Genomic DNA, 15,699 nt, shown 5'->3' with positions numbered 1-15,699 from the left:
CGCAATCGGACAGGATGTGCATTTAATTGCGACGTATTATAATACACGCATCAGTAACGCTTCGGACGAGCTCGGCTGCTTGTCATCGGCGATCCGATCTTCAACTATCTCCGTCCGAGAGAGGATTTCATGAGTGATTATCAACGAGACATTCAATTAGCCGTTCAACAGGCGGTCAGAAAAGACAGACGTCGACATAGTGGGGTTCTAGCCGGAATATTGGCGTGCATTTTTGCGGTTCTAGGAGTTTTCACCCTAGGCATTGTGTTCGTTCCCATCGCTATCTTCTTCAGTTTGATAGGTGTGCTGAGGGGGACGACTGCGTTAAATCTATCTGGCGTTGCTGTTTCAGTTCTAGGGGTTGTTTTGTCGATAGTAGGCATAGCGACCTCGCCTAGTTTATTACTAATCATCGGCGGTTTGTTCGTCGCATCGCAAAATCATGGACCACAAAAAACAACGGAAAACGCGGGCGAAATTAGCAGTTCAGTCGCCAATTCGAAGCCAGCGTCGGCGGCTAGTGAATCTGCTACGATATCCGCTGAAAATAGCAACGAACAAGATGCCCCCGTTACTGATTGCGATACTTATGCCGCCAGCGATCTGGATATTCAGCATAAATCTCGGGGATTCGCATTCGAGGCGATCGATTCTTCCATCGCTATCCCGGCGTGCAAAATAGCTGTTCAGAAGTATCCAAACAGCAGTCGCTTATCGTACCAACTTGGCCGCGCTTACTCAAAGGGCGGCGACTTTGCAGCGGCATTAGCTCAATATCGAAAAGCCGCTGATCAAGGCCACGCTGTCGCACGGTTCAATTTGGGCATCATGTATGCGAACGGCCAAGGCGTTCCGAAAGATATTGAGCAGGCCATTCAGTGGTATCAGTTGGCTGCAAACCAAGGGCTCGTTCTCGCGCAAAAACAACTTGGAGCACGTTACTATCTCGGCGATGGCGTAGCGAAAGACTACGGCAAAGCTCATAAGTGGTATCACATGGCCGCCGACAGTGGCGATTCCGAAGCGCAAAACAATATTGGCGCAATGTTCGAAAAAGGCCAAGGCATCCCGGCGGACTATGCTGAGGCGATCAAGTGGTATCAGAAGGCTTCCGATCAAGGAAATGATATTGCCCAACACAATCTCGGTACCATGTATTTTGATGGCAGAGGCGTTGTTCAAAACTATGCGGAAGCCCTGAAATGGTACCGGAAATCTGCTGACCAAGGAAATGCAAGCGGTCAGAGCAGCTTAGGATTTATGTACTACGCCGGCTACGGCGTGGCTCAGAATTATGCTGAAGCAATAAAGTGGTTTCACAGTGCAGCCGATCAAGGAGACGTCGCCGCGCAGAAAAATCTCGGGAGTATGTCTTATTTGGGCGAGGGTACGCCCCGGAATTATGGTGAGGCTATGAAATGGCTTCGCAAAGCGGCTGACAAAGGTGACGCCTATTCTCAAAACATCCTTGGCTCCATGTACGAGGACGGTCAGGGTGTTACGAAGGATTATACGGAAGCAGCCAATTGGTATCGGAAGGCCGCCGACCAAGGTGATGCGAAAGCCCAAAACAACATGGCGGAAATGTATGCCAAAGGTGAGGGCGTAAGGCCGAATTTAGCCGAGGCGATGAAATGGTATCTACTCGCCGCCGATCAAGGGCTTGATAGTGCGCAATTTCATATTGGCGTTGGATACGCTACAGGCCAAGGCGTGAAACCAGATATCCCAGAAGGCATTAAGTACCTTCGCGAGGCCGCTGATCAAAAATATCCGAACGCCCAAACCGTTCTCGCCATCGTTTATAACGTCCTGAAAGAGCAATCGCCCGCCCCCGCTGAACCTACGAATGCTGATGGGACGTACACGCATTTTGCGATCTTTCTGTGCGCCTCTTTTGGGACACAACAAACCGATTGTTCGCCCTCCGGCTTTCCCGAATACACTGATCCGATCAAATGCAAACATCAAGCCGACCGATCCAACAAAAGCGGCGTGTTGCTTCGTCCAGAATTTTCAAAATTTGTATGTATGAAAAAGACGACACCAGTATGGAATGAGGTGAGGTAGCGTGGTTTGGCGATGAGCATCACAGTCTCGGTAATGGTTTCGGCCAACCCGATCTCGGGATATACGGCTTAGAATGCCCGTGAGCCGACGTAGCACCATGATAATCGACGCGAGTACAAACCTTCGGAGGTTACTTAAGTGGAAAAGAACGAAGCCCTCGCCGATTTAATCTTACTACGAAAGCAGGATAGAAATCCAAAGTACCATGCTCTCTCTGACTTCGATGACGGCTTTTACGATGGTGACTGGATAACCCCCTGGACTATATCGGCCTGCAACTTGCAAGCCGACTTAATGATCGTGGCCCAAGACTGGTCATCGGCAGAAACGCTAAAATCTCCAAAATGGAACAGTTCGGTGCAGAAAGAGGAGCGAAAGCGCTGCGGGCACGACGCTAATCTTCCGACAAACAGAACCTTGAAGGGGCTTCTCAAAAAGCATTTCGATCTGGAATTTGCAGACATCTATGCGACCAACGTGTTTGTTTTCATCAAGCCGGGCTCCATCAGCGCCGCTATTCCGCTTGAAGACCTAGCATATTGCGCGAAAACGTACACTCTTCCACAAATTGAGATAATTCGGCCTCGCATGGTGCTTTGTCTGGGGCAAACAACATTTAACGCAGTTCAGCGCGCTTTCGGTCAGCGGCTAAGTAAATTAAGCGAAGTGTCGTTGCCTAACGCGCATATCGAACACGAGAATGGAGCCGAAATCTACGGCGTGCCGCATACAGGGAGTTGGGGCACTAAAAATGCGGGCGGCCCAGACAAGGTGCATGCCATTTGGGCCAGGCTTGGCATGCGGTTTGCTGAACTAATGGCAAGATAGCGTTGATACCGTTGCGAGAGGTGCGAACAGATATGAAGGGCCGCCTGTGGTCAAGCTCGGAAGTCACGCTCCGGCGACACCAGCGTTTGGTCTACTTCGGATCAAATTCCGATCCAGCGCAGCGTCGCCGTCATCGACCCATCTTCGACATCAAGCTCATCGCGCATAGCCGATGCGGCGGCCTTGATAGCTTCCTCCTGACCGGGTTCGACTGGGTCAGCCGGTAGGCCTCCGAAAACCAAAAACTTGGCTTTCGCCTCTATTGCGGCCTTTCGCGCCCGCTCACACAACGCCTCAAAGGATTCGCCCAATTTCTTTGTAAGTGGATTCCATCAAATGTTGCACGTTTGGCCACACCGGGCTCCAGTCCACCGCCGAGGTGAAATTCCTGTATCCTGTGTCCGGATTGGCCCAAGACCCGTTCTATCTTGGCGACCCTTAGTTCAAACGATCTACTTATAATCCTTGATTCTTCTTTTGATCGTAGCGAGTCTATGCCCCGATAAAAGTGTGGCGTTCCGCAGTCTTCTCTATGTCCGGGACTTCGCTTTTGTCAGTTTAGGCAATGCTATAGTGCCCGAGCTATTGGCCCAGGGCGTCCCCCGCGAAAACAATAAGCAGCTACCACGACCTTCCGACTACCGTCGCCGCTTCCCCTTCCAATAACGTCAGATCATCGTGTACGGCGACGTTCGCAAATTCGATGAGTCCATTCGTTGTTCGCCAGAATATCAACCTCAAAGCCTCTCGTGACTTGGTAACATGCGTTCGAAAGGCCAGGGCGCTATCCCGCTTTCTCTCCCACTGATCTGTGGATTTTGACCGCGCGCCCTTCATGAATGGGTCCAAACTGCTTTTCGGCGTGCCCAAGACGACCCTAGCGCAGCTTTCCAGAACCGTGTCACCAAACCGCGATTCTGGTCCAGCCTGGCAAGCGCTCAACGATTCGAAGAATCCGCTGCCGATACAAAATTCCGGTAATTGATCAAGTTGCAAACCCCCGCGCGATGCATTCGAAATTTCCAACATCTTAAGCGCGATTGCGGAATGAATATCTATCGCTTCCTGAGCCTTGTCCCATAAGTTCGAAGAGCTTATCGCCTCGTATACACAGCTCGGTCCTTGCGCAATCGGAACCTCGCTATCAACAACGAAGGGGATTTCAATTGCAAGCTCAGCGGATGGGTCCAAATCGATTCCCTTGACCGTTCCCCTAAAACGGCGGGTCGCCCCGTCTCCTGGAGACGCCGTTGCAAGAAAGACGCCTTCCGTGTTGATGCCCGATCCGACTGTCGCAAAAGCGTTAGCACTTGATGCCGCTAATCGTGGGTCTTGAAACTCTTCGACGTGAATGTCTTCTGTTTCACAGGCCTGCACCTCAAAGCCCGTAAGATGCTTTACGAGAATTGCCCGCTCGATAATTGTATTTATCAAACGAGTTACTTCGTTAGGCGTGTACACTTGATTGAGATTGTACATCTCCAGCAACGAATGAACGTTGGGGCCAGATGGAAAACAGTTTGTCTCCCCCAAAATCTCAGCTGTCTCCGTCATCTGTGCAACTTTGAGGACGCTACCTCGCACGGCATAAGCAGACCAAGTAGCGAGACGATCGATGATCGATTCCACTTCATCCTCTGAATTCGCAACTGGCGGTACTGCCAGCAATGCAGGCTCAATTACAACTGCGATCATTCCTGGTCACCGGCAGAGTCTTTTTCCCTACGACGCTTGGCTCGTGCCGCCTGGATAATTTGTTCGGCTTCAATTTGCGATTGATCGAAGAAGTCTCTCGGCCACTCGGGGACGGCACCGTACTTTGTGACTGCTACCGGGCGGCACGACGTGTCTCCTTCCTTCCTTTCGGTGAAGTATAGCTTCACTATCCTCGTCATGCTGTCCCCTTCGGCTTGCGCAATGCGAAGCCGAAACCGCTCTACGAGGTATTCGCTATGCGTCTCCAACAGACATTGTTTTCCCGACAACGCAACAGATAAAAAGAAGTCCGCCAAACGCGCTTGAACCTTCGGATGCAAATGCAATTCCGGTTGTTCAAATATCAGAAGTGTCGGAGGTTCTGCTAACAAGGCCATAACGATGATTGGAAGAACTTGGCTTACACCCACGCCGACATTGGTTAGATCGTGGAATTGGGGCACACCAGGCGTTTGCACCTGGATTTCGTGGCCGAATTTTCCGCTGTCCGAGGTGCGTATCTCGCTGGCAACGCCCACGTATTGCAGCCAATCCACAACTGCATCGTGTAAAGTTGCGAGTCTGAGCCTACGATCGCCTTTGGCCTCCAGGAAATTACTGGGCAAATAGCGGATTCGGCGATCTCGATGCAGCTCTAACACAGCTGCAGTATGCTCACCCTTGTAACCTACCTCAGTCGGATTCGCTAACGCCTCTAGCGGGTAGATCGGGCGCGGCTCGTCTCGCAGTGGGCCGAGGTACCGTACGGCAGCAATGAAATATGCGGTAGCCTGCTCGGCTCCTTCATATATTAGCCGAGGAATTTGGGGCTCGACGGCATCCCTTTGGACGTCGTCTTGGTCTTTGAAATACTCAAAGAGCAGGTTCGTCACCAGCGGTCGTATGTCGAGAAAGTTGAACTTCGCCTGTTGTCCTGTACGCGCGCGATGCGCTTCTACACTTGCCATCGCATGTATAAGCAAGTCTGAGAGGTGCTCGACGGTGATAAGCTCATCTGAAGGCACGCGCATAAGGGCGCCGCCGACGTTTTTACCCAGGTTCGTTGGGACCTTTTGTTGGAAAAGTTGAACGACTGCGTACGGCACCTTGACGTTTAGTAGATTGGGAGACCTGTACCGGTACATATCTTCCGCGCAGAGCGCGATGGCGACGCGAAATGCCTTTTCCATGGCCCCGTCAAATTTGACGAGAACCTGACCAGGGAAAAAGTGCCTTGGGCCAGCTCCTACGATTTGTCCATCTGGCTTCGCTGCCAGCATTTCCTGGGACGAAGCTGTGTCGACCTCTGGGACAATGAAAGCAAATCCCGAGTCATCGCCGATTTCAGACTCGGCCTCTCTCCTTCGAAGTTTAATGAACCGATTCTTTTCCGATGGATCGTCGCTACCACTAACACGGAGAAACGATGTTGCTAGCTTGGGTTGCAACTGCAGCAAAGCTTCCGGCGTTCCAAGTCCTCCCGGCCCGATCTCCGTATCCGCCGGCACTTCCCACGAGAAGCTGCCCGCCACTTGAGAGACCGATGTTCTGCCCCAAAGACGAGAGGGCTGGAACGCTGTGCCAATCGCATTGCGAAAGAGAAGTCGGTCGCTATCGGCCAGCTCGATCTCCCAACCGATTCCGATAAAGTCCTGATCAGAGGCTGCATTTTTCACATCGCTGAATTTGCCCAGCTTGAGCATCGGACCGTTCAGCGCTAGCGCCCTTGTAGGCGGAGCGTATTGAACGGTCTGCTTCATAAGAAGGATGCTTTGGATGATTGTGCTCTTCCCGCTGCTATTCGCTCCCGCGAAGACAGTAATCGGGGCCAACTCGATATCAGTCTTGTTGCGAAATGATTTGAAATTTTCAATCGACCACTTCGTAATCATGATGTCCTGCAACACACGAAAAGCGAGAGTACAACGTACTTCACAATCCCTATTAGTTGCAACAGACTTTGATTGACGAAACGCGGAATCAGCACTGGACGACAAGTGGGGCTATTTTGAGCGTCAGTCCGCTCGCGCGATGTTAAGGGACGTCGACTACATGCGAAGGCTTAATGAGTGCCGATTAGCCATTTCCGCCGGTGGCGCTTCAGGAAAATCAGGGCCAGCAAGGTAAGCTTCAAAGCTAGCTGGCTCTTTCCAACAGCACAAACATAATCCTCCTATTACCAAGTTTTTCAGGCCGACACTCCTCGCTTCTGCGATAACTCTCTTTTCAAAGTTCTCAATTAGTTCTTCGGTGAGCCGGGGCCAATGCTGACCATTTGCCGTTGCGCATCTGGTAGCGCCGGCCAACCCTCCTTTCACGTATACGATGTGAAGGTCATGTTCTGAGCCGGTACTCTGCTTCTCGGCGGCGCGCAACCTATTCTCGAGTTTTCGATTCATCGGATTTTAGCCGCTTCTCAATTGCGACCATTCGAGCTTCCAATTCTACAGTCTCTATGGCGCGTCGACGGGTCTCTATGATCGCGCACATCGCGGATGCTTCGTCAGCCGTGATCGAGCCTTCGCCCATGGCCGTCACGACAGCGGCCAGTGCGTCGGCGACGCCTTGAGAGTTGTTCACGTCAGGCAACGAAATGGCCACCGGACGTCCTCTCCTAAGTGGCGCGATACGATCTAGGCAGAGCCGGAGCGCAATAATGTCGCCAGCCAAAGCGAGCTCAATCGCTTTCCGAGTCAATGCGCCCGCCTCACCATCCAACAAGGCTTCAACAGCGAGCGTAATTTTGTGGCGAGCGCCCAGCGGCTTCCCAGGATTTCCTGGTCCAAACGGACGGCCTCGCGGTTTCACGGCGTATTTGCGCATAGGGCTTTCCTCGCTATTCGCGGCTATCTGCTGAACCGGCAAGTCAAGGTCGGTTGGTGTCAGAGGGGCCAACAGGCCCCGAAGGGCACCTTCGACCATCAAGGGGGTTTGGGGGAAAGGAAGAAGGATGATCGAATGGTGGTTGAAATGAGATAGAAGCCCGATCGCATAGATGACCGAAGGATGATCGAAGCCCGATTCTGAATGATCGGAGGTGATCGAAGGGAAATTCAGTCATTGTTCGGTCCTGCTATAGCTATGTAGGTTACCCGCTTTGATGGCGGTCCAGACTGTACAGCTACAATCTTGCCGGTGCTAAGTAGGCGGTCCATGGAAGCAGCAAAAGCTCTCGTGCTGATGCCACCGGCGTCGGGATGGCTCTCAAATTCTTTCGGAGCGAAACCGCGTCCCTTGTGAGGAAATACGTGGCGCCCTCGTGCTGTGAACTTTTCCAACAGCCTTAGGAATATATCATCAACTGCATCCGCAGCTACATGCCGTGGAGGTGCCTCAATCCTCTCGACCACAAAAGTGTACGCTGTCCAGCGCAAGCTAATCTTCTCGCCCCGTTTGCCACCGTTTGCTTTCATGATCTCAAGTGTTCGAGCATCTGGATCGCGCCTATCTGTTGTCAGGTACATCCGCGACCTGACGGCATTGTTCCAGTCCACAGACCCGACGGTTCCGGTTTGATCACGCATCCCGCGAACGCTTGGATGATCGAGAAGCAAAAAAGCGGCTCCGGTCTCGTGAGCGATCTTCCTCAAGGCTGCTATGAACGCACGCACCTGCTTTCGCGAGACGTTATCTGCTCCAAAGACGGCTGCAACGGCGTCGATTATGACGAGAGCAGGCCCGTGGCTCCGAACCCACCCCTCCATCGACCTGAAAAGATTGGTTTTCCTTATTCCCGATGAACTCACATCGACATCAATCAGTAGCGTGGCATCGAGGTCAGGGAATCGGAAATGCAGGTCGCGAATTGTATCCGGATTGATGCAGTACTGATGACAAATTCGATTCACTCGTATTCTGATATCGTCTTCCGGTTCTTCTGCACTCAAGAATAGCACTTGACCGGCATCAACGGCACAACCGAGCCAGTTGCCCAGTTTCTGGGAGACTGCCACCGCGAGCTGGAGAGCAATTTCCGTTTTTCCGGAGCCACCGTCTGCCCCGATTATCGTGACGTCTCCGCTCGGTATGCGCTGCTCGGCAAGCCACTTCTTTGGTTCAGGCGCGCTTCCACTCCAATCGCTGGGGGTAATCGTTGGAAATGTAATGACCTCCCCATCGGAAACGATGTCGGGATCGTAGAGGCTCGCGGGTGCCGTCACCTCGCGGATAAGGTGCGCAATACTCATTTCGGTCTGGGAACCAGGCTCGCCCCGAAGCTCATGCATTTCCGCAACTTCCCAGATCGTGTCTTCAACTTCAGCCGGGCTGAGGAATCCACCGTCGACGAATTGCCTCAACTTTCGCGCGCTGTTGAATAAAGTATTTGTTCGTCCCTCTCGCGAACACAGCGCAACATCACGCTTGATGAGCGTGAGGGCACGTCGCGCGTCTGTCCAAGCTAGAGCGGCTTCCATGGAACGGCGACCAGCGTATTACGTCGCATTGCCGGAATCCGAGGTAGATGACTTAAGCGGCCCTATGATCGATCGAGCGAAGGCGTCGAGTTCCGGCTCTGGGTAAAGCGGAACGCGGCCCGCGTGCTCAAACTTGGGGCCACCCCCGAGGCAAGCAAGTTTGGCAAGCGTCGAAGGTTTGCGGTCAATAGACCAAACGGTCTTCAGGTAAAGACTGGCTTCTGTGCGTCGATACCGGCGTGGTTGGGCAGCATTATCCGTGATGGCCATTCTTTAATCCTTCCGTCAAATGCCGGATAGTTCCGGTGATTGATGACGAAGGACGTAAATGAGACTACTCACGGTTTAGCGGAAACTGTGAATCCCTAGGGCACAGATTTCTTGAAACCCGTCAGCGCATTTTGAATTGTAGATTTTTTAATCTCTTTTTCTGTTCCCTTATTGTCACGGTACCGGAGGACGTCTTCATCAATCTCCTGCAGAGTGACCATATCGCCGTCAGGCTGGCCTCTCGTTTCCACCATGTTACAGAGCATCTTCCACAATTGCTCAAGCGTCGGATGCGGACTCGTTTCCGTATACAGTCGGAATAAAAATTTATTGATAGGGCTCAAAGCACCTTTCGTCCGCCCGACCTGGAATTGCCTGCCGCGGATGTTGGAAAGGATTTCTGCACGAGCCCTCTCACGTACTCTTTTCTCTGCCACAATTAGATCAGAGGAAGTCGGCTGCAGGGCGACATCAAGTGCTCGTCCCTCGTAACTAACCAGCGGACGACGGGGCCATACATCTCGCGTCTTTTCTTGAACTGAGGGTGGATCGAAATTACTCACGCCAATAGCAAAGCATTCCTCCGGCGTTAATTTACTGTAGTTGAATTCTAGCCCGCCGGAATCAGTAGTTGAGCACTCGATTTTATTGAGAACGGCTTGAAAAAGGCGCTTTTCAAGCTCTGAGGAGTTCCTCGGCGGTTTTGGAAGGAGTGATTGCTTAAGAGCCTCAAGCTCTGGCGAAAGCTTAGTCGACTTTAGCTGCTTTGGCTTTTTCATGTGTTTTCATCGGAAATGAACAATCGCCTGATGCTCAGGCTCTTCGCAATGGAATGACCTTGGTCATTTCCGTTCCGTTCATTACGTCGTCGATATGCCGTGCTATCTGGTCCGCAGCCGCCAGCAGAGCCGAATCGATTTTGTGGAGGTAGCCCTCAGTTACAGACGATTTTCGAGAATGGCCGATTAGTGCTTTGATTGTCGGGATGGTGTAGCCGAGGTCCTCGGCGATAGAGGAATAAGAATGACGTAGGCCGTGGCTTGTGATTCCCGGCACTTCCTTAGCGGATATCTTCTGCAGCCATCGCGTCAGACCATTATGGTGCTTCTTGTCGTTGGTGACTGACGGGAAAACATACTTCGAATCGGACTTCGCCATTGCCTCCTTCAAGATCGCAATGGCAGCCGATCCAACAGGGCGAATACTCTTGCCCGTCTTAGTGTCGCCAAGGCGAAGCGCCATGCCAGCAGGATCGACTTCTGTCTTAAGTAGTCCTTCAATCTCATCAAGCCGGCAGCCCGTCAAAGCTGCCGTTTTGCTGGCCATGACCCGTTGCCAGTGTTCTCCGTTGGAGTCCGCCGTCCCTAGGCATTTGCCGAGCTTTCGATAGCCGTCGTCGTCCAATCGCCATTCGCGATTACCGTCTTTCGGGCGTACCATACCGCTAATGGGATTATCTGGCCGATATCCCTCGCTGACAGCGTAACTGAATATCCCGCCTAGCAGACCAACGGTCCTCGCTGCCGTACCCTTTCCGCCTTTGACGATGGCTCGGCCACGGGCCTTGGTCTTGATATCAGCGGCGGACTTGCCGCTTATGACGTCTCGCTGGAAGCGTCCGGCATCGGTCGGCGTGAAATCCTTCACCGTTCGCTTCCCGATCAACGGGATGATGTGTCGGTGGACGCGCCCTTTGTCGACGTAGAGCGTCGAGTCACTCTTGGCGTCGCCGCGACGCGTCAATACCAAGCCGCGCTCCGCCTTTTCGAGGTATTCGAGCGCGAGCTCTTTGATCGTCATGGCCCCACGGGCAAGCTTACGGGCTTCGGCAGGATCAGCCCCACGCACGACATCCCCTAAGGCTAGCTTCGCCTCTCTGCGAGCCTCCTCAGCCGTGAGAACGCCATACCGCCCAATCGTGAGCCGGCGGCTGCGACCATTGGCGTTCCGGTACTGTACTAAGAAGGACTTGGCCCCGCTTTTCTTGACCCGCATGCCAAATCCTGGGAGCTCATCGTCCCAGATAAACAGGTCCCCACCGAATGTTTCGGCTGCATCGACTGTTCTTTTGGTCAGCTTAGCCAAATTTTTCCTCAGGTAAGCAGAGGGTAAGCAAGCGCTGGAAAATGGAGGAAATCTCAAGAAACGACCGTTACCCTTCATTTAGGCAATTTTAAGCCTGAAATGGGCAATAAGCAATTCGGAGAAATTTCGAGTAAGCACAGGAAATCAGCAACCCTTACCCTCCGAAGGCAAAGGTCACACGTTCGAATCGTGTCGGGTGCGCCAGTGCGCTGATCGTTGAATCGCAGCGCTTGCAATTGGAGGCGGCTTAGGCCGCGCGGATGTTGCTCAGGAACTTGCCGGTTTCGCTCTCCAGCCGGTCGGATTGAGCGGTCAACTGTCCGGCTGCGGACAATACCGAAGTGGCGGCGGCGTCAACCCGGCCCGAGGCTTCGCGAACGCCCACAATGGTTTGCATGACCTCCTGCGTGCCCGACGCCGCCTGCTGAACGCTTCGGGCGATTTCCTGGGTCGCAGCGCCCTGCTCCTCGACGGCGGCGGCGATCGAGCCGGCTATCTCATTCATTTGCCCGATGGTCGTGCCGATCTCTCGGATGGCGTCGACCGTCGAGCCCGTCGCCTCGCTGATGGCCTGGATCTGGCTGGCGATTTCGTCGGTGGCCTTGGCTGTCTGCGACGACAGAGCTTTGACCTCGTTGGCGACGACGGCGAATCCTTTGCCGGCCTCGCCGGCGCGGGCGGCCTCGATCGTGGCGTTGAGGGCGAGCAGGTTGGTCTGTCCCGCGATCGTCTGGATCAGCGTCATGACCTCGCCGATCTTCTGCGTGGAATGCACCAGTTTCTCGACCATGGACTCGGTTCGCGTTGCCTGCTCGACCGCATTCTGCGCAATCGACGTCGACTGGGTGACTTGCCGCGCGATCTCCTTGATCGAGGACGACAGCTGCTCCGCCGAGGCCGCGACGGTCTGAACGTTCGATGCCGTCTGCTCCGCGGCGGCAGCGACCTTCGCGCTTTGGCCTGTCGTGCCTTCGGCGATCTCGGACATCGATGACGCCGAATTCTGCAATTCGTCGGCGGCGGCCGCGGTCCCCCGGATCACCCCGCCGATGCTGTGTTCGAATTCGTCGGCAATGCGGGCCAAAACGGCGCGGCGGTCCTCGACCGCGCGCGACTTCATCTCCTCCTGCTCGGTGCGGAGCCGTGCCGTCTCGATCAGGTGATCCCTGAAGACCTGGAGGCTTCGCGCCATACGGCCGATCTCGTTCTTCAGGTCGACGAATGGAACGTCGGACGCAAAATTGCCTTTGGTCAGATCGTCCATCACCTCGCAGGTTCTGGCGAGCGGCTTGACCATGCCGCGACCGAGCCAGAATGCGGCCACACCGGCGATGGCCAGCCCGCACAACCCGATGATCGCAGCCCAGGCCGATCGATAAAGAACGACCGCGTCGATGTCGTCGACATAGGCGCCGGCCTGAAGCGCGAGAAGCTTGTCGCCGGCGCTAAAGGCGCCGACATAAGAGAGCTTCTGGAGTTCGGCGCCGCCGCCGGAGCGCGGTGCGAAATATTCGACATAGCCACCGCCGGCGCGGGCGGTCTGCACGATATCCTGGATCAGCAACTTGCCGTGGCCGTCCTTGAAGTCCCACCGGTTGACGTTGATGTATTTCGGATTGGCATGCACATAGGTGACGCCGGCGTCGGAATTTCCCGCACCATAGACGCCGACATAGTCGGCATATTCGCCCCAGCGCATGGCGCCGACCGATTCAAACGCCAATTGACGCGCCCGATCCGGTTCAATCCGGCCGGCCTTTGCCTCGCCGTCGTAGAAGGCGAACACCTTGACCGCAGCTTCGACCATGTCGCGGATCATGGTGCGCCGCTCGTCCAGAACCGCATTGCGCAACACCAGAATCTGAGTGGCCGACACCGCAACAAAGACAACCGAAAGCACCGCGATAATCATCGCCAGGCGCTGATAGACGGTGAGATGGCGCATCCGCTTATCCCTCTCTGGTTGATTACGGGTAGCAATACAACATTAACTGACCGTTATCAGAGGGACCGGGGCCGCACCGCGGCCATCAGCCGTTTGGCGGAAAATGCGCGCGCCAGTGGTGCGCGATGTCGATGCCACGACAAAACCAGACGCCGTCAAAACCCTTCATGTGCTGCAACAGTTTGATCAGGCCGCCGGCGCGGCCGGGGCGACCGATCAGACGGTCATGCAGGCCGATCGACAGCAGCTTCGGCGATCCTGCGACGCCTTCGGCGTATAACAGGTCGAAGCCGTCGCGCATGTATTCGAAGAACTGCCCGCCGGTCGAGAAGCCGGAATTTTCGTTGAAACGGTTGTCGTTGGCCTCATACGAATACGGAATGACCAGATGCGGCCCGTGCGCGGTCGCGATCCAGTACGGCAGTTCGTCGGCGAGTGAATCGCGATCGTAGAAAAAGCCGCCCTCCTCGGCGATCAGCCGCCGCGTATTGGGACCAGGCCGTCCCGTCATCCAGCCGCGCGGCCGGCTGCCGGTGAGTTTCGTGAGCGTGTCGACGGCCCGGCGGATATGCGCGCGCTCGGTCGCCTCGTCGATGTCGCCATAATCGACCCAGCGATAGCCGTGGCTGACCATCTCGTGGCCGCGCTCGACGCAGGCGCGGGCGAGAATCGGGTTCTGCTCCAACGCGCGCGCGACGCCGAGGATGCTGACCGGAACGGAAAACCGGTCGAGGATATCGAGCACGCGCCAGGCCCCGCGCCGGCTGCCATATTCGAACACGGATTCCGCCAGCGGCACGCGCACGCCGCTCTTGGCGGGAACGCCGATGTCGTTGAGCATCCCTTCGGACACCGCGTCGCCATTGGCCAAAGTGGATTCGCCGCCGCCCTCGATGTTAAGGCTGAAACTGACGGCGATCTTCGCCCCGCCCGGCCAGCGTGGATCGGGCGGCATTTCGCCGTAGCCGATAAGGTCGCGCTCCTGCATCGGATCGGGCCGGATCTCGCCGGGAAGCATGGCTTTGAAATCGGACATGTCGGCTCCTTATGCGGCAGCGTCGAGCGGGACCAGACAGGGATCATAGCCGAAGAACCAGTCGGTCTTGGTCGGGCCATGCATCCAGCTGTTGTCGATCGAGATCCGCTGCACCTCAGCGACGCGGGGAATCCGGATCGCGGCGTAGCGCGCAAAAGCCGTCTCCGGATCGGCGAAGCCTGCGATGCAGCGGCTGAGAATGGCGGCGTCCTCGATCGCCATCGAGCCGCCGGCGGCCATGAACGGGCGTACCGCGTGACAGGCGTCGCCCATCAGCACCACGCGGCCCTTGCTCCAGCAATCGTTGCGCGGGCGATCGAAGATCGGCCATACCGTGACGTCTTCCGCCGCCTCGACGGCGCGGATCAGATCGGGATGCGCGCCGTCGAACGCGGCGATGAATTCGTCGCGATCGCCGGGCACCGGCGAACCGTCGCCATCCCAGCGCTCGGCCGGCAGCGCCGCCATCACATAGACCTCGTCGCGGCGCGCGGTCATGTAATAGGCCAGCGTGTGCCGATCCGCCGCCCACCATTTGGTGCAGTCGCCGATCGGCTCGCCCTTGATGCGATTGGCCGGAAACACCGCGCGCGGCGCGGATCGGCCGATGAAGCGCGGCTCTTCGGCGCCCAGGATGATCTCGCGCGCCCTGGAGCGGATGCCGTCGGCGCCAATGGCGATATCGGCCTCCGCCGTCGCGCCGTTCTCGAATGCCAGCGTCACGCCGTTGGTCGTCTCCCCGATCCCCGCGAGCTTGTGGCCATAACGGATCGTGCCGGGCTGGAGCGGCCGCTGCAACAGCTGATGCAGATCGGCGCGGTGGATGTTGACAAAGGGACCGCCGAAGCGCGTTTCGCAGTCTTCGTCGAACTCCAGCCGGTAAAGCGTCTCGCCGGTGTCCCAGGCGCGGCTGACGAACGCATCGGGGCGGATGCCGGTAGTGGCGAAAGCCTGTTCGAGATCGAGACGGCGCAGCACCTTGGCGACATCGGCGCCGAGAATGATGCCGGCGCCGATGCGCGAGAAGCCCGGCGACTGCTCATACACCGCAACCGGAAAACCCGCGCGTTGCAGCAATCCGGCGACCGTAAGGCCCGCCAGTCCGGCGCCCAAAACGGCGATCCGCGTCGCTCGATCCATCTGTTCACCCCGTCCGCCGGCGCCGAACGTCGCTCCGGCAAATCATACGCTATCGAATGAATTCGCTTAAAACGGCGGAGGCGCGCCTGTCAACAAAGTCCGGCCGGTGCTCGCCTTTCAGGCTAGATGTGCATATTTTACGCTGTTTTTGCGCCACCCCGTCAAATTTTGAGCGGCCGTCACGTTGATCTTTGTTACGTCAACGTCTAGTTTTT

The 15,699-nt window shown here is 55.7% G+C and carries 11 protein-coding genes and 1 tRNA gene; 3 read left to right on the top strand and 9 right to left on the bottom strand.

Annotated features, from left to right (window positions below):
* The first annotated feature begins 129 nt into the window (after positions 1-129).
* Entirely contained in the window at positions 130-2,070 is a 1,941-nt protein-coding gene (locus HB630_RS09410; protein WP_213771972.1) for a tetratricopeptide repeat protein, read from the top strand.
* A 138-nt stretch (positions 2,071-2,208) separates the two neighbouring features.
* Positions 2,209-2,898, top strand: a complete 690-nt coding sequence (locus HB630_RS09405; RefSeq protein ID WP_213771971.1) for a hypothetical protein — start codon at positions 2,209-2,211, stop codon at positions 2,896-2,898.
* A 621-nt stretch (positions 2,899-3,519) separates the two neighbouring features.
* On the opposite strand, the gene HB630_RS09400 is transcribed toward HB630_RS09405, so the two are convergent.
* The 6 genes from HB630_RS09400 to HB630_RS09375 all read right to left on the bottom strand — a co-directional run bounded on the left by HB630_RS09400 (position 3,520) and on the right by HB630_RS09375 (position 11,363).
* Positions 3,520-4,593 (bottom strand): hypothetical protein, encoded by a 1,074-nt coding sequence (locus HB630_RS09400; RefSeq protein ID WP_213771970.1) that lies wholly within the window; start codon positions 4,591-4,593, stop codon positions 3,520-3,522.
* Entirely contained in the window at positions 4,590-6,485 is a 1,896-nt protein-coding gene (locus tag HB630_RS09395; RefSeq protein ID WP_213771969.1) for a DUF3696 domain-containing protein, read from the bottom strand. Before HB630_RS09395 ends, HB630_RS09400 begins: the two co-directional genes overlap by 4 nt.
* 484 nt (positions 6,486-6,969) lie before the next feature.
* Positions 6,970-7,416 (bottom strand): hypothetical protein, encoded by a 447-nt coding sequence (locus HB630_RS09390; protein WP_213771968.1) that lies wholly within the window; start codon positions 7,414-7,416, stop codon positions 6,970-6,972.
* A 230-nt stretch (positions 7,417-7,646) separates the two neighbouring features.
* The gene (locus HB630_RS09385; RefSeq protein ID WP_213771967.1) at positions 7,647-8,891 is read right to left on the bottom strand and encodes an AAA family ATPase; all 1,245 of its coding nucleotides are present in this window, start codon (positions 8,889-8,891) and stop codon (positions 7,647-7,649) included.
* Positions 8,892-9,373: 482 nt separating this feature from the next.
* Positions 9,374-10,057, bottom strand: coding sequence for a hypothetical protein (locus tag HB630_RS09380; protein WP_213771966.1), 684 nt, complete (start codon positions 10,055-10,057; stop codon positions 9,374-9,376).
* 34 nt (positions 10,058-10,091) lie between these two features.
* Complete coding sequence (locus HB630_RS09375; protein WP_213771965.1) at positions 10,092-11,363, bottom strand: integrase family protein; 1,272 nt, start codon at positions 11,361-11,363, stop codon at positions 10,092-10,094.
* A 134-nt stretch (positions 11,364-11,497) separates the two neighbouring features.
* Between HB630_RS09375 and HB630_RS09370 the strand changes: the two genes are divergently transcribed.
* A tRNA-Arg gene (locus tag HB630_RS09370) sits at positions 11,498-11,567 on the top strand.
* 43 nt (positions 11,568-11,610) lie between these two features.
* On the opposite strand, the gene HB630_RS09365 is transcribed toward HB630_RS09370, so the two are convergent.
* The 3 genes from HB630_RS09365 to HB630_RS09355 form a co-directional block, all read right to left on the bottom strand.
* Complete coding sequence (locus HB630_RS09365) at positions 11,611-13,308, bottom strand: methyl-accepting chemotaxis protein (RefSeq protein ID WP_213771964.1); 1,698 nt, start codon at positions 13,306-13,308, stop codon at positions 11,611-11,613.
* Between the two features lie 85 nt (positions 13,309-13,393).
* Positions 13,394-14,344 (bottom strand): polysaccharide deacetylase family protein, encoded by a 951-nt coding sequence (locus HB630_RS09360; protein ID WP_249780773.1) that lies wholly within the window; start codon positions 14,342-14,344, stop codon positions 13,394-13,396.
* Between the two features lie 9 nt (positions 14,345-14,353).
* Positions 14,354-15,484, bottom strand: coding sequence for an FAD-dependent monooxygenase (locus tag HB630_RS09355; RefSeq protein WP_213771963.1), 1,131 nt, complete (start codon positions 15,482-15,484; stop codon positions 14,354-14,356).
* Positions 15,485-15,699: the final 215 nt, after the last annotated feature.

It is taken from the genome of Bradyrhizobium sp. dw_78, from assembly GCF_018449525.1.
Classification (GTDB): domain Bacteria; phylum Pseudomonadota; class Alphaproteobacteria; order Rhizobiales; family Xanthobacteraceae; genus Bradyrhizobium.
Note: the sequence above shows the minus strand (reverse complement) of the source record. Positions and strands in the feature narration are given on the sequence as shown.